At 72.2% G+C, this 18,306-nt stretch carries 19 protein-coding genes and 1 pseudogene; 7 read left to right on the top strand and 13 right to left on the bottom strand.

Annotation, left to right across the window (positions count from 1 at the left end):
* Nucleotides 1-1,602: a glycosyltransferase 87 family protein gene (locus FHX32_RS33920; RefSeq protein WP_167192144.1), complete on the bottom strand. Its 1,602-nt coding sequence runs from the start codon at nucleotides 1,600-1,602 to the stop codon at nucleotides 1-3.
* Between the two features lie 202 nt (nucleotides 1,603-1,804).
* On the opposite strand from FHX32_RS33920, the gene FHX32_RS33915 reads away from it, so the two are divergent.
* From FHX32_RS33915 to FHX32_RS33905, 3 genes are all read left to right on the top strand, one after another.
* Complete coding sequence (locus FHX32_RS33915; RefSeq protein ID WP_109899321.1) at nucleotides 1,805-3,373, top strand: amidohydrolase; 1,569 nt, start codon at nucleotides 1,805-1,807, stop codon at nucleotides 3,371-3,373.
* A gap of 232 nt (nucleotides 3,374-3,605) precedes the next feature.
* The gene (locus FHX32_RS33910; protein WP_146228044.1) at nucleotides 3,606-4,232 is read left to right on the top strand and encodes a hypothetical protein; all 627 of its coding nucleotides are present in this window, start codon (nucleotides 3,606-3,608) and stop codon (nucleotides 4,230-4,232) included.
* Nucleotides 4,233-4,491: 259 nt separating this feature from the next.
* Entirely contained in the window at nucleotides 4,492-4,980 is a 489-nt protein-coding gene (locus tag FHX32_RS33905; protein WP_167192142.1) for an HAD domain-containing protein, read from the top strand.
* A gap of 50 nt (nucleotides 4,981-5,030) precedes the next feature.
* On the opposite strand, the pseudogene FHX32_RS35630 reads toward FHX32_RS33905, so the two are convergent.
* The 6 genes and pseudogenes from FHX32_RS35630 to amcA (FHX32_RS35625) all read right to left on the bottom strand — a co-directional run bounded on the left by FHX32_RS35630 (nucleotide 5,031) and on the right by amcA (FHX32_RS35625) (nucleotide 8,159).
* Nucleotides 5,031-5,601 (bottom strand): annotated as a pseudogene (locus FHX32_RS35630) (kinase).
* Between the two features lie 15 nt (nucleotides 5,602-5,616).
* Nucleotides 5,617-6,279 carry a pentapeptide repeat-containing protein gene (locus FHX32_RS33895; RefSeq protein WP_109899318.1) on the bottom strand — a complete coding sequence of 221 codons (663 nt, stop codon included), beginning with the start codon at nucleotides 6,277-6,279 and terminating at the stop codon, nucleotides 5,617-5,619.
* Nucleotides 6,280-6,338: 59 nt separating this feature from the next.
* Nucleotides 6,339-6,521 (bottom strand): multiple cyclophane-containing RiPP AmcA, encoded by a 183-nt coding sequence (gene amcA / locus FHX32_RS33890; protein WP_109899317.1) that lies wholly within the window; start codon nucleotides 6,519-6,521, stop codon nucleotides 6,339-6,341.
* On the bottom strand, nucleotides 6,518-7,654 hold the full coding sequence (gene amcB / locus FHX32_RS33885; protein ID WP_109899316.1) for a cyclophane-forming radical SAM peptide maturase AmcB: 1,137 nt from the start codon (nucleotides 7,652-7,654) through the stop codon (nucleotides 6,518-6,520). The genes amcA (FHX32_RS33890) and amcB overlap by 4 nt, the downstream gene beginning before the upstream one ends.
* Nucleotides 7,651-7,998: a hypothetical protein gene (locus tag FHX32_RS33880; protein WP_109899315.1), complete on the bottom strand. Its 348-nt coding sequence runs from the start codon at nucleotides 7,996-7,998 to the stop codon at nucleotides 7,651-7,653. The genes amcB and FHX32_RS33880 overlap by 4 nt, the downstream gene beginning before the upstream one ends.
* Nucleotides 7,995-8,159, bottom strand: coding sequence for a multiple cyclophane-containing RiPP AmcA (gene amcA, locus FHX32_RS35625; RefSeq protein WP_342447630.1), 165 nt, complete (start codon nucleotides 8,157-8,159; stop codon nucleotides 7,995-7,997). The genes FHX32_RS33880 and amcA (FHX32_RS35625) overlap by 4 nt, the downstream gene beginning before the upstream one ends.
* A 421-nt stretch (nucleotides 8,160-8,580) precedes the next feature.
* On the opposite strand from amcA (FHX32_RS35625), the gene FHX32_RS33875 reads away from it, so the two are divergent.
* Together FHX32_RS33875 and FHX32_RS33870 are read left to right on the top strand one after the other, a co-directional pair.
* Nucleotides 8,581-9,927 (top strand): hypothetical protein, encoded by a 1,347-nt coding sequence (locus FHX32_RS33875; RefSeq protein WP_167192140.1) that lies wholly within the window; start codon nucleotides 8,581-8,583, stop codon nucleotides 9,925-9,927.
* A complete protein-coding gene (locus FHX32_RS33870; RefSeq protein ID WP_167192138.1) occupies nucleotides 9,924-10,499 on the top strand; it encodes a flavoprotein in 576 nt (191 codons plus the stop codon). The genes FHX32_RS33875 and FHX32_RS33870 overlap by 4 nt, the downstream gene beginning before the upstream one ends.
* 37 nt (nucleotides 10,500-10,536) lie before the next feature.
* Here the strand turns inward: FHX32_RS33870 and FHX32_RS33865 are convergent, their stop codons facing one another.
* From FHX32_RS33865 to FHX32_RS33860, 3 genes are read right to left on the bottom strand one after another with little or no spacing between them, the layout of a single operon-like run.
* Nucleotides 10,537-10,722, bottom strand: coding sequence for a hypothetical protein (locus FHX32_RS33865; RefSeq protein ID WP_109899311.1), 186 nt, complete (start codon nucleotides 10,720-10,722; stop codon nucleotides 10,537-10,539).
* Complete coding sequence (locus FHX32_RS35620; RefSeq protein ID WP_255562286.1) at nucleotides 10,716-10,841, bottom strand: hypothetical protein; 126 nt, start codon at nucleotides 10,839-10,841, stop codon at nucleotides 10,716-10,718. The genes FHX32_RS33865 and FHX32_RS35620 overlap by 7 nt, the downstream gene beginning before the upstream one ends.
* Nucleotides 10,838-12,406, bottom strand: a complete 1,569-nt coding sequence (locus FHX32_RS33860) for a helix-turn-helix domain-containing protein (protein WP_109899310.1) — start codon at nucleotides 12,404-12,406, stop codon at nucleotides 10,838-10,840. The genes FHX32_RS35620 and FHX32_RS33860 overlap by 4 nt, the downstream gene beginning before the upstream one ends.
* Before the next feature lie 136 nt (nucleotides 12,407-12,542).
* Between FHX32_RS33860 and FHX32_RS33855 the strand changes: the two genes are divergently transcribed.
* Both FHX32_RS33855 and FHX32_RS33850 read left to right on the top strand, forming a co-directional pair.
* The gene (locus FHX32_RS33855) at nucleotides 12,543-13,805 is read left to right on the top strand and encodes an NAD(P)/FAD-dependent oxidoreductase (RefSeq protein WP_109899309.1); all 1,263 of its coding nucleotides are present in this window, start codon (nucleotides 12,543-12,545) and stop codon (nucleotides 13,803-13,805) included.
* 85 nt (nucleotides 13,806-13,890) lie between these two features.
* Nucleotides 13,891-14,202 carry a TraR/DksA C4-type zinc finger protein gene (locus tag FHX32_RS33850; protein ID WP_146228043.1) on the top strand — a complete coding sequence of 104 codons (312 nt, stop codon included), beginning with the start codon at nucleotides 13,891-13,893 and terminating at the stop codon, nucleotides 14,200-14,202.
* Between the two features lie 73 nt (nucleotides 14,203-14,275).
* On the opposite strand, the gene FHX32_RS33845 is transcribed toward FHX32_RS33850, so the two are convergent.
* The 3 genes from FHX32_RS33845 to FHX32_RS33835 are packed head-to-tail and all read right to left on the bottom strand — an operon-like array spanning nucleotide 14,276 to nucleotide 18,236.
* Entirely contained in the window at nucleotides 14,276-16,393 is a 2,118-nt protein-coding gene (locus tag FHX32_RS33845) for an iron ABC transporter permease (protein WP_486481465.1), read from the bottom strand.
* Nucleotides 16,390-17,373, bottom strand: coding sequence for an iron-siderophore ABC transporter substrate-binding protein (locus FHX32_RS33840; RefSeq protein WP_167192136.1), 984 nt, complete (start codon nucleotides 17,371-17,373; stop codon nucleotides 16,390-16,392). The genes FHX32_RS33845 and FHX32_RS33840 overlap by 4 nt, the downstream gene beginning before the upstream one ends.
* A 35-nt stretch (nucleotides 17,374-17,408) precedes the next feature.
* Nucleotides 17,409-18,236: an ABC transporter ATP-binding protein gene (locus FHX32_RS33835; RefSeq protein ID WP_486481464.1), complete on the bottom strand. Its 828-nt coding sequence runs from the start codon at nucleotides 18,234-18,236 to the stop codon at nucleotides 17,409-17,411.
* Nucleotides 18,237-18,306 lie beyond the last annotated feature (70 nt).

Genomic DNA, 18,306 nt, shown 5'->3' with positions numbered 1-18,306 from the left:
CTACGGCCGGCCGGCGCGGAAGGCGGCGGCGAGTTCCTCGTCGTACGTGGCGATCGGCTGGCCGTCGGCGGCGTACGCGACCAGCCGCCCGTGCGCCATGGTCGCCGACCGGAAGGAGAACGTCCGGCTGCCCGGGTACGCGGCCAGCAGCGGGATCTCCCGGGGCGCCCCGCCCGGTGCCGAGTAGTAGGCCAGCCGCGCCACCCGCGGGGCGACCACCCCGTTGACCCGCACCTTGGTCTTCTCCACCCGGGTGCCGAAGGTGACCGGCGCGCCGGTGCCGAAGGCGGCGCACTCGGCCGGCCCGCGGCAGACGAAGAAGTACCGCGGGTTGACCACGTCGTCGAGGTCGTACGCCTTGAAGGTGGGGTCGGCGCCGGCGGGTAGCGGCTGCACGGCGAAGAACGCCAGCGTGGCGGCGGCCGCGACGCCGACCCGCAGCCAGGCCCGGCGCGGCGCCGCCGTGCGGGCGGTGCGGGTGGCGGCGACCGCCACCCCGCCGAACCCGGCCAGGCAGAGCAGGCACACGCCGAGCGTGCGCGCGTTCTCGAAGAGGAACTGCACGCCCGGCCGGGTCGAGATCGGGCTGAGCACGGCACCGAGCGACACCACCATGGTCACCAGCAGCGCGACGCCGGCCACCCGGCGGGCGACGCCGGAGAGCCCGATCAGCAGCATGGCGGCGAGCACCGGCCAGATCTGGTGGTGGGTCCAGGACACCGGGGAGGCGGCCACTGTCGCGCAGCCGACGAGCACCGCCGCGTGCCCCGGCCGGCCGTGCGCGGCCAGGTGCCGGGCGCGCAGCAGCGCCACCGCGCAGATCGCGGCCACCAGGGCGGCCCACACCAGCGGCAGGGCGGCCTCGTCGACGCCGACGCGCAGCAGCATGCCGTGCACCGACTGGTTGCCCAGCGAGGCCAGGTTGCCGATCCGGGACGTCTCCAGCATGGTGCCGGCCCAGTAGGTCCAGCTCTCCGTCGGCAGCACCACCGCGGCGATCGCAGCGCAGGCGACGAAGGCGGCCAGCGCGCGGGCAGCGTCCCGCCACCGGCCGGTGGCCAGGAAGTAGACCACGAACAACAGCGGCGTCAGCTTGATCGCCGCGGCCACCCCGACCAGGATCCCGCGCAGCCGGGCCGGCACGACGCCCATCCCGTCGAGCAACGCCGCCAGCACGATGAAGATGCTGACCTGCCCGAAGCGCAGGTTGCTCTGCACCGGCGCGGAGAGCAGCAGCCCGAGCGCCACCGCCGCGACCACCAGCGCCCGCCGGGACCGGCCGGCGGTCAGGGCGGCGCCGACCGGCACGGCGACGGCGACCACCGCGGCGTACGTGGCCAGCAGCCAGACCCCCTGCGCCACGCCCTCCGGTACGGCGGTGATCGGCCACAGCACCAGCGCCGCGAACGGCGGGTAGGTGAACGGGCCGCCGTTGTCCGCGACGTAGCCGTAGAGCGGGCGGCCGGCGCGCAGGTCGGCCAGGGCTCCGTAGTAGATGTGCAGGTCGGAGAGGCGGTCCTCGCGGCGCAGCACGAGCAGCGTGGACACCAGCGCGGTCACCGCGAACGCGGCCCAGAGCAGCACCACCCGCCGGTCTCGCATGACCCGAGGATAAAAGAGACAGCAGCGGCATGGGGTGCGTCGAACTCGGCCCCTGCACCCGGCTCGCGAGGCGTGCCGGCGCAGGTCGAACCCGGGCCGCAGGAGCGCCTCCGCCGGGCCACGGCCGAGGATCGCGATCTTTCCGCTGTCCGCTCCCCCTCCTACAGTGAGGGCCACCCGTCCCTCGACCCCGGAAGGTGCCATGAGCATCCGCGTGTACCGCAACGCCGCGATCCGCACCGGCGACCGCGCCAACCCGTTGGCCCAGGCGATGGCCGTGGACGGCGAGCGGCTGCTGGCCGTCGGCACCGAGGCCGAGGTGCGCGCGGCCGCCGGACCGGGGGCGGAGCTGGTCGACCTGGCCGGCGCCGCGGTGCTCCCCGGCCTCTACGACGCCCACATCCACACCGCGCAGTACGCGCAGAGCCTGGACGCGGTGGACCTACGGGACGCGCGCTCGCTGGACGATGCGCTGGCCCGGGTGGCCGCGCACGCGGCGCGGCTGCGACCCGGCGGGTGGCTGTTCGGGGGCCGGTGGGACAGCAACACCTGGGCTCCGCCGGTCCAGCCGGACCGGTACGCGCTGGACTCGGTCTGCCCCGAGCTGCCGGTCGCGCTGCCCAGCGTGGACGGCCACACGGTGTGGGCCAACTCGGCCGCGCTGCGGCTGGTCGGCATCGACGCCGACACCCTCGACCCGGTGGGCGGGGAGATCGTGCGGGACGAGCAGGGCGAACCGACCGGGATCCTGCGCGAGTCCGCCTGCCGGCCGCTGCGCGACCTGATGGTCTCCCCCGACCTGCGCGACCAGCTCCGCGCCGCGCAGGAGGAGTTGCTGGCGCTCGGCCTGACCAGCGTGCACGACATCGACGGCGAGGACTGCCGGGCGGCCTACCTGGAGCTGCGCGCCGCCGGCGAGTTGAAGCTGCGGGTGCACAAGGCGATCCCGATGAGCCACCTGGACGCCGCGATCGCCGAGGGCCGCCGCACCGGGCAGGGCGACGACTGGTTCCGCACCGGGCCGGTGAAGATCTTCAGCGACGGCGCGCTGGGCTCGCACACCTGCCACATGAGCGAGCCGTTCGCCGGCGAGCACGGCAACGTCGGCATCGCGGTCACCCCGTACGAGGATCTGGTCAAACTGTTCGGCCGGGCCGCGGAGGCCGGCATCGCGGTGGCCACGCACGCCATCGGCGACCAGGCCAACCACCTGGTGATCGACGCCTACCAGGCGATCGGGCGTACGCCGGGGCTGCGGCACCGGATCGAACACGCCCAGCACCTGCGGGCCGGCGACCTGCCCCGGATGGCCCGGCTGGGCATCGTCGCCTCGATGCAGCCGGTGCACTGCACCAGCGACATCGACCTGGTGGACACCCTGCTCGCCGGGCACGACCTGGCCTCGTACGCCTGGCGGGGGATGCTGGACGCCGGCGTGCCGCTCGCCTTCGGCTCCGACGCCCCGGTGGAGCACCCCAACCCGTTCCCCGCGCTCTACGCGGCGGTGACCCGCACCCGCCCCGACGGGACCCCGGCCGGCGGCTGGCAGCCTGAGCAGCGACTCAGCATGGCCGAGGCGCTCGCCGCGCACACCCTCGGCGCGGCCCGGGCCGCCGGTGAGGAGGAGCGCAAGGGCGTCCTCGCGCCCGGCATGCTCGCCGACTTCATCGCCGTCGACACCGATCCCCTGCGGGAGTCACCGGAGGCGGTGCTGCGCACCCGGGTGCTGACCACTGTCGTCGGCGGCGAGATCCGCTGGCAGCGCGGCTGACGGACCAGCTACCGGAATGCGGGCCAGTGCTGCGCCCTTCAGGGCGGGCGTGAAGGCCCGTCTTGGGAGCGTCGCCAAAGCCCGAGCAGTGCCTTACGCTTGCCAGCGCTGTCCACCCCAGCAGCAGTGACGATCGGCGGCAATCGCAGCTGACTTTCGGACAGCATTCAACATCCGGACAGCGCACGTGGCGAAGCCAGCCCTCACGGGCCGGAGCGAGCACCATGGTCAGATGACTGCAGAACCCGGAGTGTCGATCCCCTACCGCGCGGCATGGGTGCCGGACGACGATCCGGAACGAGATTGGGACACCGCCTCAGCGCTGGCCCTGCGGTGGCTGGATGCGGAAGCATCCCACTCGGGCGGCACCGTCGTTCTGGTGACCCACTCGTTCGACAACGGTGCGGGCAGCCAGGTGCTCAGCCGGTTCACCCGCGGTCGCAACCACCTCACCACGCGGTCCAGCTCGTTGCCCGGCGTCCGCGGCCCGGTCCTGGCGTACGTTCCCACTAGTGAGGTGCTCGCCCTGGCGATCGCCAGGGCGCAGGGGTCGGCGCTGTGTGTGGTGGAGAGCGTCTCCAATCCTATGCGCGGCTGGGCGATGGTCACCGGTGCCGTCAACTTGCTCACCGGGGAGACCGACGTACTCGACGAACGGCTGCGCGAGCACCTGGACCGCTTGAAGTTCTACGGCAACAACGGCTACGGCCCGAAGTTCGATCAGGATCGCGCCCGCAATGTGTTGGACGACCTCCGAACCGATGGTCTGCTCAACGTCGATGTCATCGTAAGCGCGCTCGCCGCGCTGAACGTCTCCGTGCGGGGGCAGGAGAAGATCCGCGAACTGGCGAAGAGGTAGAGGCTCCGACTCGCGCGGAGGGTAGGGGCAGCACGGGGTGCTGGTGGCCTGGTCCGGGCACGACAGCGCTGCCGGAGCGGAAAGGGCCCGGTGAGACGCATCCGGCGCCGGCCCTGCCGTGGTCGCCGTCAGCGGCGCATGAGTGCCGACCGCCGGGAACACCGGCGCGACGAATAGCCTTGGGGCAGGCGCACGGAGGTACTCGTTGGCGGGGTGAGGGCTAGCCTCTTGGGTCAGGTCCGTCCCTGCACCGCGTCCGTTGCTGTTCCTTGACGTGGACGGCACCGTTATCCCGTTCGGCACACCCAGGGCGGCTGGGCCGGGCATGCCGCATGGCCACCCCGAGGCGCCAGCTCTACCGGCCGATGCCCATCCCCTGCTGCACAAGGTCGATCCGGAACACGGCCGCCGGCTGGAGGCCCTGCCGTGTGATCTTGTGTGGGCGACGACCTGGATGAGCGACGCGAACGACGTGCTCGCGCCGCTGCTCGGGCTACCGCCTCTGCCCGTGGTGGACTGGCCCGACTCCGACGAGGTCGGGCTCATGCACTGGAAGACCCGTGGGCTGGTCGAGTGGGCGCAGGGACGCCCCTTCGTCTGGGTCGACGACGAGATCTCCCTCGCCGATCAGCAGTGGGTGTCGACTCATCACCACGGTCCGGCCCTCCTGCATCGGGTCGACCCCCGTCGGGGGCTGACCGAGCACGACTTCACTGTCATCGAGAGCTGGCTCATGCAGGCGCGGTAGAACAAGCTGGTTGCCGTCGCAATCGCTGTGCTTGAGCCGGTTGGGCTGCTCTACGGGAACGGAACATTCGGAAGCACGTCGTCGTCGCGTCCGGTCTGGGGTAGCCCGGCGGCAGCGGCGATGGCCTTGACCGCCTCGTTCAGCCCGGTGGTCTCGGGGAGGACGAGTTCGTCGGGCCAGCCCAGGACGTCGTGGGCGGCGTACCAGCCGCTCATGTGCTCGGCGGTGAACTCGGTGGTCTGCGGGCGGGTGAGGTGCCGGCGGAGGGTCTCGGGCAGGGACACGTCGAGGTAGCAGAACAGCGACCGGCCCCGGTGGCCGTCCTGCAGGGCGATCAGCGTGCTGCGGTAGGGGCTGGTGTGCATGATGCCCTCCAGCACGACGTGATAGCCGTGGTTTCAGCGCGAACCGAACGGTCTGCGCGATCAACGCCGGTGCCGTGCCGCCGGACAGGTCCCTCTCGCGCAGCACGATGCGGCGCAGGTAGTCCTGCTCGACCAAGGCGCAGCCCCGGCCGTGCCGGCGTCGTAGCTCGCGGGCGATGCTGCTCTTGCCTGAGCCGGAGTTGCCCCGGATGCAGACGAGGATCGTGTCCGGGCTGCCGTTGGGTTCAGCGAGCACGATGCGTCCTCGGCTTCAGTTGTTGCGGACGGTGAGGTCGAGGGCGGCGACGGTCAGCTGGGTGAGGTCGGGAACCTGGTCCTCGCCGAGGGTGACGCCGCGCAGGTTGTCCAGCGGCGTCTTGAGGCCGTGGAGGCGGCTGCCCCGCAGGTCGGTGCCGTCGAGGTGGCAGGAGTCTAGTTCCAGGCCGGCGAGGTCACAGGATCGCAGTGCGATGCGCGGTAGTCGGCAGGACGACCATGCGCCGTTGGTGAGAGTGCAGTCGGTGAACGCGACCGAGCCGGCGGCGGTGACGCGGTCGAGGGTGGCGTAGTCGAAGCGGCATCCGTCGAACAGGACGTCCTTGAGGCGTACGTCGGTGAGTCTGGTGCCGGTGAAACGGGAGTCGGTGATCGCGCACCGTTCGATGGTGATGCCGGTCAGGGTCGCGCCGGAGAAGTCGGTGCGGGTGATCTCGCAGCCGTAGAGGCTGCCGGCTTCCCAGGTGCTCTCGCTGAGGTCCACGCCGGTGATCAGGCTGCTGCGGATGGTGACGTCCTCAAGTTGCGCGCCGTGCCAAGCTGCGCCCTCGACGAGGGCCTCGGTGAGGGCGTCGGCAAGGTTCGTCGTGGTGTCGAGGTCATCCGGGTCGAGGTCCGGCAGCAGGACCTTCACGTCGCCGATCGTGGTGGTACGCATGTGTCCTCAACCTGTGTGGGCGCGGGGTGGGCACCACCCCGCGCGTCCCGTGGTGGGGGCTACTTCTTCTTGTTCCAGTTGTCCCAGCCGGGTCGGCTGTCGAACTTACCCTTGTTATCCCAGGTGGGACGGTTGTCGAACTTCGCCGCGTCGATCGACGCTACCGACCGCTCCGGGTCGACGCCGAGGCGGGAGAGTTGCTCGGGTGCGGCGTTGACGAGGGTCGCGAGTGCGTTGGTCATGGTGCTTCTCCTTGCGGGGTGAGGTGGTCCGCGGCTGCGCGGACGAGGGCCTGTCGGGTGGTTCGGCAGTAGGTCGTCTCTCGGGCGGTGAACGTCCCGTGCTCGAAGTAGCGGTTGCCGGCCTGCGCGCCCCGACAGAAGTCGTAAAAGGCGCAGTGGTCGGCGCAGTCGTTGAGGGCCGCTATGAACTCGGCGACGTAGTCCAGGTCGCCGGCGCCGGCGAGCATGGCGGTGATGGGCTGATGGAGGACGTTGCCGGCGATGAAGTCGCCGTATCGCGGCTCGGTGATGCCGAGCAGCTCCGGCGACAGCAGCACCACCTGCCCATCCCAGGAGACGGTCGGGATCGGCTCGTACGGCGCGTGGTCGACGCGCCCGGCGCGGGTGACGGCGAGATAGTCGGCCAGCCGGTCCACGTCGCGGATCCGCAGCGGGCTGCCGCCGACGCGACGTGCGATGAGGTGCTTCCAGAACCGATACGCGGCATCATCCGACACCGGTGCCCGGTCGGTGCCCTCCTGCTCTTCGATGTTGAAGCCCACCGACTGGCAACCAGACAGGCCGGTGAAGAAATCGACGAGGGCTTCCGCGTGGCCGATGGTTTCCGGTGTCACAACACAGATCACCGAATACCCCAGCCCCGCGTCGGCCAAGGTCTGCATGCCGCGCAGGGTGCGGGCGTCCGTCGACGTGCCGGCCCGGTCGAGGCGGTTCCGGTTCAACGCGCCCGGTCCGTCGATGCTGACCCCGACCTCGAAGCCGTGGCTGGCGAACAGCTCGCACCACTGGCGGTTGATCAGCGTCGCGTTCGTCTGGATCTCGTGACGCACCATCCCCGCGCGCCGCAGTTCTTCGAACGGGGCCAGCAGATCCCGGAACAGCCCGGTGGGTGTGGCGGTGGGTTCGCCCCCGTGCCACACGACACTCACCGGATAACCGCTGTTCTGCTGGGCGATCGACTCGGCGCAAGCCTGCGCGACCGCGCCGCTCATCAGGCGCAGGGATCTCCGGTCGGGCAGGTAGCAGTAGGTGCAGTCGAGGTTGCAGAAGCTCGTCGGCTGCACGACCAGGGTGTGGAAGCTGCCGGCGATCGCCGGCTGGCCGGTGGCGTTGATGAGGCCGATGCCGTTCACGACGAGGCCTCCTCGTTCCTTACGGCCGTGATGGTACGGACGCGGTAGGCGTGGATATGGCGGGCGGGCCAGCCGAGGAACCGGTCGAACATGTCCGCCGCGCTGCCCGTCACGCTCGGGTTCAGCCGGTGCAGATCGTCGATCGCGTCGTGCAGGCAGCCGGCCAGGTAAAGGAACAGGCTCACCAGGCTGTCCCGGTACTCGACCACCAGAGCCGCCTTCGCCGCCCCGCAGGGCCAGGGCTGCCCGCACCGGCGGCACAGCCACAGCCGACGCATTGGCAGATGCTCAAGCCGTGCCGGCACGGTCCGGTGGGCCGTGAGGCGGCGCTGCTGGCCGGTCACCGCCGATCACCCTTTGTGGTCTGCTGTTCGAACAGCTGACGCCACACATGGGTAAGCAACGGCGGATCAGCAGGCCGCAGCTGCCACTGCGAAGACGAGCACGAGGGCTCGGGCCGCCGGGGCTGGTCGGCCGTCGCGTTACGCGAGACGTACACGGTCATGCCTGCACCCCCGGTCGAGACGGCCGGCGGTGGGCTCGTCGGGGGAAAGGCGAGCCCACCGCCGCACCACGGCGGCTGGGAGCAGACCGCCGATCACCCACCCACGCAGCTCTCATGGCGGTACGCAGGCGAGGCCTCAGCCGCACGCGTAAGAGGGCGTCACACGATGGGGCCGGCCGACGCGCCGACGCATACCCATGCCGTCCGGTGGTCCCGTCGTTCATCTCGAGTCCCCTGGCGTGAGGCTGCGATTCGGTGCCGGCCGCCTACTCACCAAGAGCGGCGCACCGGCACGATTAGGTTCGCTCGGCGGGCACGGCGATGGGGATGTCCTGGCGGTGCACTCACGGTGCACCTGAAAGCACGCCGAGTGCCGTTACGATCGTCCGGCTGACAACTGTCGCAACGGGAAGGACGCGCGATGGCCGCGGTGACGACCTGGACCGGCCGGGAAGCAAACGCGCTGCGCCGGGCGTTGCGGATGAGTGTCACCGGCTTCGCGGAACACCTGGGCGCGGCCCGGCGGACGGTGGCCAAGTGGAGCAGCCAGGGCGACAAGATCTACCTGCGTGCCGATATGCAGGCTGCTCTGGACACCGTGCTGGCGCGGGCTACCCCGGACGTCCGCGAGCGCTTCGAAGCACTGGTGAGAGCAGGTACCGGCGGTGCACTTGCGGATCCCGCGAAGCCGTCCGTCGCCGCCACGCACGTCCATACTGTCGAAGGCAGCATTCACGACATCGACTCGGACGGCGACGTGCGGCGCAGAGACCTCTTGACGGGCGTGACGATCAGCGGCATGGCCCTGCCGAACGTCGCAGCGCTGCTCAATGCACTGGTCGCACCACCCTTCCGAAACACCGAGCCAGTTGCCCTACCGCTCCGGCAGTTCGCTCGAGACGTCGCCGCAGCCAAGACGGACTACCAGGCCTGCCGGTACGAGCAGGTTCTCGCCGGGCTCGTGGCCCTGTTGCCCGCCCTGGAACCGACTCGCGCGGAGGCCGAGCGCGAGCAGCGAGCGCAGGTCGACGCCCTGACCAGCGACCTGTACCACGTCGTCGGCAGCGTACTGCTCAAGGTCGGTGACAAGGGCATGGCTCTGGTTGCCGCTGAACGCAGCAACCGCGCCGCCTTGATCAGTCAAGACCCGGTGGCGATAGCCGCCAGCGCGCGGATCATGACCCACGCCCTTATGAGCAACGGCCACAGCAATCAGGCACGGCAGCTTGCCGAACACGCGGCCGAGACCCTTCAACGTGGCACCCGGCTCGCCTCGACCGACGCGGTCGCCGTCTACGGCGCGCTGCTGCTGCGCGGTGCTATCGCCGCAGCCCGTGACGACAACCGAGACAGCGCACAAGTCATGCTCGACGAGGCCTCCCACGCCGCAGGACGACTCGGCTACGACGGCAACGACCGGTGGACCGGGTTCGGTGCCACAAACGTCCTGCTGCACCGCGTCAACGTCGCGCTGGCCCTGGGCGACGCCGGCACCGCGATTGCTCTCGCCCGCAAGGTGCCGCTGGACAGGATCGACCTCGCCGAACGCAAGGCCTCCCTGTTCGTCGACGTGGCACGCGCCTACACGCAGTGGGGTCGCTACGAGCACGGTCTGAACGCGCTACGCAGCGCGTATGAGGTGGCCCCACAGGAGATCCGGTGCCGGCCAGCGGTGCAGCGCATCGCCAGCGACCTGGCAGTCCTCACCCACGGGCACGTCCGTACCGCCGTCATCGACTTCGCCCAGCAAGCCGGGATCCACGTATGACTCGCCGCCACCTGCAAATCGTCGTCTGCGCTGCCGGGCCCGCCGCAGACGTGACTCAACTGATCACCACCGCGACGCAACAGTCGTGGACAACGGCGGTCACCGCCACCCCCAGCGCCCTCGAGTTCATCGACATTGAAGCGATAGAGCGGCTGACCGGGCACCCGGTCCGTTCCACGTACCGGTCGTCTCCCGGCGCCCGCCGCTCGCTCCCCGCAGCGGACGCGCTCATCGTCGCCCCCGCCACCTACAACTCCGTCAACAAGATCGCCCTCGGCATCGCCGACAACTACGCGATGACAACAGTCGCCGAGCTGATCGGCCGGCAGGTCCCGACAGTGGTCGTCCCGTTCGTCAACGCCGCCCTGGCAGTCCGCGCGCCCTTTCAGCGCGCGGTGGCGGACCTCCGCGACGAGCGCGTAAGGATCTTCCTCGGGACAGACGACGGATGGGAGCCTCACCAGCCCGGCAGCGGCAGTAGTCGCCGAAGGGCGTTTCCTTGGGCGGCGGCGTTAGAAGCAGCGACCCGGATGACCAGCGGCGTGCCTGCCAGGAGCACCGATCAGGGCTGAGCCCGCCTTACGGTCAGCGCGGAGACAGCAAGCAAGATCAGACTCCGAGGTCGGCCAGTCGCCGGGCGTTGGCATCCCCGGGCAGCCTCCGCACCTGGTCATTGGGCCAGTGCCGATACACCATCTCCCTGGTAGTCACCGCTATCTGCGATCGCAGCGGATCGCGGATCATGTCATCCAGCAGTTGCTCTCCACGCTCGGCGTCCTGAGCGATGATCAACACGCCCCGACCGGCACCGCTCGGTCGCTACGCAGGTAGCCGGTCAGCAGCCCGCTCAGTCCCGAGGTCCGCCTCTCCCAGTCGGCGATGACGTCCTTTAGGGCGAAGAGGATGTCAATCACCCGGGCGGCGCTAGCGGCTCCCGGCGCAGCGCGGCGAGCTGGATCTGCAGCGCCAGCCGGGTACGCGCCGAGCCCAGGTCGACGGGGACGACCTCGGCGAGGCGGCGCATCCGGTACCGCAGCGTGTTGGGGTGCACGTGCAGCCGTCGGGCCGCCCGCGTCGGGTCACCCTGCTCCTCGATCCAGGCGGCGACCGTGGCCACGTAGTCGGTGCCGTGCTGCCGGTCGTGCGCGACGAGGGCGGGCAGCGGCCCGCCGACCAGCAGGTCGGCCCTCGGCACCGTGCTGACCACCCGGTGCACGACCACGTCCGCCCAGACGTCCTCGAACCGCAGCACCGGACCACGCCGGGCCGGGCCGTGCAGGGCGAGCAGTTCCGCCGCCTCGGCGCGGGAGCGCCGCAGGTCCGGCAGGGTGCGGGCGACACCGCCGGAGGCGGCGGACAGCGCCGGGTCGTGCCGGGCGATGTCGTGGATCAGCCGCTCCAGCCACAGCCAGGAACCGGGCGCCTCGCCGTCGGCGGCCACCACGGCGAACAGCACCTCGCCGAGGTCGGCGATCAGCGGTTGGCGCCACCCGTGCCGACGGGTGATCGACTCCCACAGGGCGAGGTTGTGCACCAGCTCCGCCGTACCGCCGTGGGCCCCGAGCGCGACCACCCGCCACGGACCGGCGGGCAGGCCCAGCTCCTCGCGGCCCAGCCGGCCGGGGTCGCGCAGCGCGGCGCGTAGCCGGTCGGCCGCCGCGCGGCGGGCGACGTCGGCCTGCACCCGCAGCCGGAGCAGGTGCAGCGCCAGCTGGGACGCGGTGCCCTGGAGGTCGCGCAGTCGCTCGTCCGGCACCGGGCCGTCGACCACCGCCCAGATCGAGCCGAGCAGCTCGCCGCCGGCCCGGATCGGGATCACCAGCCGGGGCAACGTCCCGTCCGGCCCCTGCGGTACGAAGATCAGGTCGCTGCCGGTGGCGAGCTTGCGGAACACGCCACGGGACCGGAAGTGCGCGATCACCTCGCCGGGCACCCGCCGCCCGACGATGGTGGAGACACGCGCCGGGTCGGTGCGGTCCTGGCGGGACGAGTAGGCGAGCACCCGGGACTGGGCGTCCTCGATGGTCACCGGCGCGTCGACGATGGCGGCGGTCGCGTCGGCGAGGGCGAACAGCTCGTCGTACACCCCGGCCTCGCCGCTCTCCGGCGGGCCGGGCGCGACCGCCCGGTCGATCACCCCGCGGAGCAGCCAGACGAGTTGCGCCCACGAGCCGTGGCTCTGCAGCTCGACCAGGGTCAGGTCGCGGTCGGCGGCGGCCGCCGTCACCTCGGGGTGGGTGGCCAGTGGCGGCTTCAGCACGAGGCCGGCCGCGGCGGTCTCCGCGCACCAGGTGACCACGCCGATGGCCTGCTCTCCGGTCGCGATGCCGGCGCCGAGGACGAGGTCACCCCGCTCGCCGGTCGTCGCGTCGTCGGGGTCGGCGAAGGTGACGTCGCGGACCTCCGCCGCGGCGCCGCGGACGACGACCTGGAGCAGCGCGGCACCGACGGCGTCCACCACGCCACCCACGGTGATCATGATGATGATTATGCCTTGGGCGTTGTCTGTTCCGACCAATGGCCGGAACGATCGTTGGCCTGGCCGGACAATGACGTTGCGGCCCGGCGCGGCCAGGATTGGGCCCGATCCCCCGTTGATCCGAAGGAGAGAACCGATGTCTGCCGCCGAGTCCGGGCCCGCGCCCCAGCACGTCGCCGTCATCGGCGCCGGGATGGTCGGGCTGGCCACCGCCTGGTTCCTCCAGGAGCGGGGGGTGCGGGTCACCGTGCTCGACCGGACCGGGGTGGCGGCTGGCGCGTCCTGGGGCAACGCCGGCTGGCTCACCCCCGGCATCACCACTCCTCTGCCCGAGCCCGCGGTGCTCCGCTACGGGCTGCGCGCCGTGCTCAGCCCGTCGTCGCCGGTGTACGTGCCGCCGCGCGCGGACGTCAAGCTGCTGCGGTTCCTGGCCGGCTTCACCCGGCACAGCACGGCCGCCAAGTGGCGCACCGCGATGCGGGCCTACATCCCGATGAACCGCCGCGCGCTGGAGACGTTCGAGGCGCTGGAGGCGGGCGGGGTCACCGCCCGGGCGAACGAGGCGAAGTCGTTCATCGCGGCGTACCGGACCGAGACCGAGCGGTCGGTGCTGCTGGACGAACTGGGGCACATCCACGCCGCCGGTCAGGAGATCGAGTTCGACGTGCTGACCGGCGCCGAGGCGCGCGAGGTGGAGCCCTCCCTCTCCGACCACGTCGGCGCCGCCATCCGCCTGCACGGCCAGCGCTTCGTCAACCCCGGCCAGTACGTGCACGCGCTCGCCGACTCCGTCCGCGCCCGCGGCGCCTCGATCGTGACGGGGGCGGACGTGGTGGACGTCCGCGACGAGGGCGCCGGGGTGCGGGTGGTGACAGCGACCGGCGCCGACGACCGGTACGACGCGGTGGTGCTGGCCACCGGCACCTGGTTCGGTGAGCTGGCCCGGCGATTCGGCGTCCGGACCGTCGTGCAGGCGGGCCGCGGGTACAGCTTCAGCGTCCCGATCGAGCACCTGCCGGCCGGGCCGGTGTACTTCCCGGCGCAGCGGGTGGCCTGCACGCCGCTCGGCGACCGGCTGCGGGTCGCCGGGATGATGGAGTTCCGCCGCGCCGAGGCGCCGCTGGACCGCCGCCGGATCACCGCCATCGCCGAGGCCGCCCGGCCGCTGCTGCGCGACGCCGACCTGGACGCCCGTACCGACGAGTGGGTGGGCTCGCGCCCCTGCACCCCGGACGGCCTGCCGCTGATCGGCCGGACCCGGTCGCCGCGGGTCTACGCGGCCGGCGGCCACGGCATGTGGGGCATCACCCTCGGCCCGCTGACCGGCACGCTACTCGCCGAGCAGATCACCACCGGCCGGCAGCCGGCGGAGCTGCGCCCCTTCGACCCGCTGCGCTGACCACCACTCAACGAGCGGGCGGAGCGCGGCGGCGCTCCGCCCGCTCTGCCATGTGCCCACCGGAGGGAAAGCCGACGTGTACGCCGTGAGCAGGCAGGACGAGCTGGGGGTGCTGCGGATCGTCCTGGAGGAGCAGTACGAGCGGCACACGACCCAGCTCGCGCTGCTGGCCCGGCAGGCCAGCCAGCTGCCCGGCGCCGATCCGGCGGCCGCCGCCGCGTTGACCGCCGCGTCGCGGCGGGCCCTGGGTGACATCGCCCGCGCCCTGCACTACCTGGAACAGGACGGCTACGGCAGTTGCGAGGGGTGCGCCGCTGACATCCCCATCGAGCAGCTCGCGCACCGCCCGGCGACCCGCTTCTGCACCGCCTGCCGGCCGGCACGAGGTGGGTACTGACGGCGCCCGACCCGGGCTGACGCGGCGAGTGTGGGACGGCGGGACGCGCGGACGAGCGGGCAGCGGCGACCCGTCAGCGGGCCGAGGGCGACACCACGGCGCGCGAGCGCCACAGCAGCCAGACGAAGTACGGCGTGCCGATCAGCGCGGTGACCAGGCCCGCCGGGATCTGCGCGGGCGCGATGACCGTCCGGCCCAGGGTGTCGGCGAGGCTGACCAGCAGCGCGCCGAGCAGCGCGGCGACCGGCAGCACCCGGCTGTGCCGGCCACCGACCAGCGCGCGGGCGGCGTGCGGGGCGACCAGCCCGACGAAGCCGATCACGCCGACCGCCGACACGGCGGTGGAGGTGAGCAGCGCCGCGGCGACCAGCGCGACCAGCCGGGTGCGTTCCAGCCGCACGCCGAGCACCCGTGGCGTGTCGTCGTCGAGGGCGAGCAGATCCAGCTCCCGCCGGGCGGCCACGACCGCCGGGGTGAGCAGCACCAGCGCGAGCGCGACCGGCAGCACCTGCGTCGCGGTCCGACTGTAGGTGGAGCCGGAGAGCCAGGTCAGCGCCTTGCCGGTGTTCCACGGGTCGAACACGACGATCAGGAACGTGATCACCGCCATGCCGCCGTACCAGGCGCCGAACCCGATCAGCACCAGCCGGTCGGAACTCAGCCCACCCCGCCAGGCCGCGCCGTAGACCAGCGCGAAGGCGAGGATCGCGCCGACACCGGCGACGCCGGAGACGGCCCACACGCCGGCCAACGGCACGAAGGTGAGCAGCGAGACCGCGCCGAGGCCGGCGCCGGCGGTGATGCCGAGGATGCCCGGCTCGGCGAGCGGGTTGCGACAGACCGCCTGCACGGTGGTGCCGGCGACCGCGAGCGCCGCGCCGGCCAGCACCGCCGCGGCGACCCGCGGCCACCGCTGGTCCAGCACGAAGGTGTACGCCGGCCCGGTGCGTCCCTGCATCCAGTTGACGATGTCGCCGAGCAGCACCCAGGTGTCGCCGGCCAGCATGCCGACGACGACCGCGGTGCCGGCGAGCACGGCGCAGCAGGCGACCACGGCACGGTGGAAGGTCGCGGACCGCACTGCCGCGTGGCCGCCGGGCGGGCGGCGGGTCGGCCCGGCGTCGCGGTGCCGGCGGGCCAGCCAGATCAGGATCGCCGCGCCGAACAGCGTGGTGACCACGCCGGTGGGGATGTCCACCCCGGCCTGCGCGCCCATCACGGCGCGCAGCAGCACGTCGGAGCCGAGCACGATGATGGTGCCGGCGATGCCGGAGAGCGGCAGCAGCACGCGGTGCCGGTGCACGCCGGGCACCAGCGGCCCGAGCAGCCGGACGATGACCGGCGCGCAGAGCCCGACGAAGCCGACCGGGCCGGTCAGGGTCACCGCGGCGGCGGAGAGCAGGACGGCCAGCACGGTGACGATCAGCCGGGTACGCCGTACGTCGAGACCGAGCACGGTGGCGGTGTCGTCGCCGAGGGCCAGGATGTCGAGGCGGTGCCCGAGCAGCACCAGGGCGACCACGGCGATGCCGATCACCGGGGCGAGCTGGGTCAGCGCGTCCAGGTCGCTCTGCACGAGCGAACCGTTGCCCCAGGCGAACAGGCCGATGGTGGCCTGATCGAACAGGATCAGCAGCAGCATGGTGGCCGAGTTCAACGCCAGCGCGGTGGCGGAGCCGGCGAGGATGAGCCGGGTGGTGTTCGACTGGCCGCCGGCGGACATCGCCATCACCAGGGCAGCCGCGGCCAGCCCGCCGAACAGGGCGAGCCCGCCCGCGGGCAGCACGGGCAGCGAGATGCCGAACGCGGCGACCGTCACGATGGCCAGGTGCGCGCCGGCGTTGACGGCGAGGGTGTCCGGTGAGGCGAGCGGGTTGCGGGCGATGGACTGCAGGGCGACGCCGGCGAAACCGAGGGCGACGCCGATGGCGAGCCCGGCGAGCAGGCGCGGGATCCGGGAGGCGACCAGGACCCGGGCCGCCTCGCCCTCGCCGCCGGTGACCAGCCGCAGCAGGTCGAGGGCGCCGACGGTCGAAGTGCCCTGGGTCAGGTGCACCGCCGCGACCACGAGCAGCAGCAGCGCCCCGACGACGAGCGCCCCGACCACCCGGGGCGCGGACAGCGGCCCGGCCGGAGCCGGCCGGGTGGCCGGCTCCGGGCGCGGGCGCGGGGGCGCGGTCAGCGTGGTCACACCGTGTAGGTCTTCACGAGCTGGTCGATGTACTGCTTGCCGGAGAGCGGCCCGCCGAAGGTCCAGATGCCGTCCGGCATCCGGTGCAGGTTGCCCTGCTTGACGAAGGGCAGCGACTTCCAGATGGCGTTGCTGGCGAGACCGTCGGCGAAGACGTCGTCGCCGTCGGAGGCGTTGTAGAAGAAGTGCAGGTTCGGGTCCTTGAGCCCGGTCAGGCCCTCGACGTCGGTCTGGCCCAGGCCCCACACCTCGTCGGTCTTGCCGGTCCACGCGTTGGTGAGGCCCAACTGGATGCCGAGCTGGGAGACGAGCGCGCCCTGACCGAACATCCGGATGCTGACCGTGCTGCCCTCCTTCCAGCCGTCGGCGATGGCGAACGGCCGGCCGGCGGCCCCGGCGTCGGCGATCTTCTTCTTCCCGTCGGCGATGGCGGCGTCGAAGTCGGCGAGCAGCTTCTCCGCCTCGGTGGTCCGGCCGACCGCCTGGGCGATCATGTTGAGGTCCGACCGCATCCGGCCGAGATTGTCCTTGGCGTCGCTGCCCTTGGTGACGATCACCGGGACGTACTTCTCCAGCTGGGTGACCAGGGCACCGCCCCGGTCGTCCTCCATCACGACCAGGTCGGGCTGGAGGGCGACGATGGAGTCCACACTGGGCTCGGCCCGGGTGCCGACGTCCTTCACCCCGGCGTCGAGCTTGGCCGCGGTGACCCAGGTGGCGTAGCCCTTGGTGTCGGCGACGCCGACCGGCATGACGCCGAGGCTGACGAGCATCTCGACCTCGCCCCACTCCAGGCCGACGACCTTGGTCGCCGGAGCCTTGAGGGTGACCTGCTTGCCCCGGCTGTCGGTGACGGTCACCGGGCCGCTGGCGGAGGAGCTGGACGACGCCGGGCTGGCGGCGTTCTCGGTGGTGCCGCAGGCGCTGAGCAGCAGCGCGGCCGTCGCGGCGACCAGGGCGGTGACACGGATACGGGTCATGGTGATCTTTCTCGGGTACGAACGGGACTGACGGGTCAGGCCGGCAGCCGGGTCAGGTGCCGGCCCACCGGGCGGGTGGTGACGATTCCGCTGACCGGATCGGTGGTCACCTCGATCCGGATGCCGTACGTCTCGGTGAGGGCGTCCTCGGTGAGGACGTCGACGGGAGCGCCGGCGGCGCGGACCCGACCGTCGTGCAGCAGCACCACCTCGTCGGCGACAGCGGCGGCCTGGTTGAGGTCGTGCAGGACGACACCCACGGCGACGTGGTGGTCGTCGGCGAGATCCCGCATCAGGTCGAGGATCTCCACCTGGTAGCGCAGGTCGAGGAAGGTGGTCGGCTCGTCCAGGAGCAGCACCGGGGTGTCCTGCGCCAGGCAGGTGGCGAGCCAGACCCGCTGGAGTTCGCCGCCGGAGAGCTCGTCCACCGGACGGTCGGCCATCGCCGTGACGCCGGTGACCTCCATGGCGCGGCTGACCGCGGCCGGCCCGTCCGGGTCGTCGGCCCGCCAGCGCCCCCGGTACGGGTGCCGGCCGTAGCCGACCACGTCCCGGACGGTGACCCCGCTGGGCACCGGCCGGCTCTGGGCCAGCAGGGTGACCCGCCGGGCGAACTCCCGGGCCGGCAGCCCGGCGGCGATGCCGTCGGCGAGCAGCACCGAGCCGCCGCCGATCGGGTGCAGCCGGGCCAGCGCCCGCAGCAGGGTGGACTTTCCGCTGCCGTTCGGGCCGACCAGCGCGGTGACCACTCCCGGCCGCAGCGCGATGGACGCACCCCGCACCACGGTGGCGCCGTGGTAACCCAGGTGCAGGTCGACACCACGCAGGCTCTCGTCGCGGGGCAACGCTCGGTCGTCGGACACGCGCTTAGGTTAGCCTAACCTTTGAGGGTGCCAAGCAGCCCCCCGCCGCACCCCACCCCGCGTGGGTAAT

This window comes from Micromonospora sp. CNZ280, from assembly GCF_011759515.1.
Note: the sequence above shows the minus strand (reverse complement) of the source record. Positions and strands in the feature narration are given on the sequence as shown.

Bases quoted from the DNA above. Each gene is read 5' to 3' on its own strand.
- FHX32_RS33920 (WP_167192144.1), bottom strand. From the start codon at position 1,602: ATGCGAGACCGGCGGGTGGTGCTGCTCTGGGCCGCGTTCGCGGTGACC.
- FHX32_RS33840 (WP_167192136.1), bottom strand. From the start codon at position 17,373: ATGACCCGTATCCGTGTCACCGCCCTGGTCGCCGCGACGGCCGCGCTG.
- FHX32_RS33870 (WP_167192138.1), top strand. From the start codon at position 9,924: ATGACTCGCCGCCACCTGCAAATCGTCGTCTGCGCTGCCGGGCCCGCC.
- FHX32_RS33875 (WP_167192140.1), top strand. From the start codon at position 8,581: ATGGCCGCGGTGACGACCTGGACCGGCCGGGAAGCAAACGCGCTGCGC.
- FHX32_RS33855 (WP_109899309.1), top strand. From the start codon at position 12,543: ATGTCTGCCGCCGAGTCCGGGCCCGCGCCCCAGCACGTCGCCGTCATC.
- FHX32_RS33915 (WP_109899321.1), top strand. From the start codon at position 1,805: ATGAGCATCCGCGTGTACCGCAACGCCGCGATCCGCACCGGCGACCGC.
- FHX32_RS33860 (WP_109899310.1), bottom strand. From the start codon at position 12,406: ATGATCACCGTGGGTGGCGTGGTGGACGCCGTCGGTGCCGCGCTGCTC.
- FHX32_RS33910 (WP_146228044.1), top strand. From the start codon at position 3,606: ATGACTGCAGAACCCGGAGTGTCGATCCCCTACCGCGCGGCATGGGTG.
- FHX32_RS33895 (WP_109899318.1), bottom strand. From the start codon at position 6,279: ATGCGTACCACCACGATCGGCGACGTGAAGGTCCTGCTGCCGGACCTC.
- amcA (WP_109899317.1), bottom strand. From the start codon at position 6,521: ATGACCAACGCACTCGCGACCCTCGTCAACGCCGCACCCGAGCAACTC.
- amcA (WP_342447630.1), bottom strand. From the start codon at position 8,159: ATGACCGTGTACGTCTCGCGTAACGCGACGGCCGACCAGCCCCGGCGG.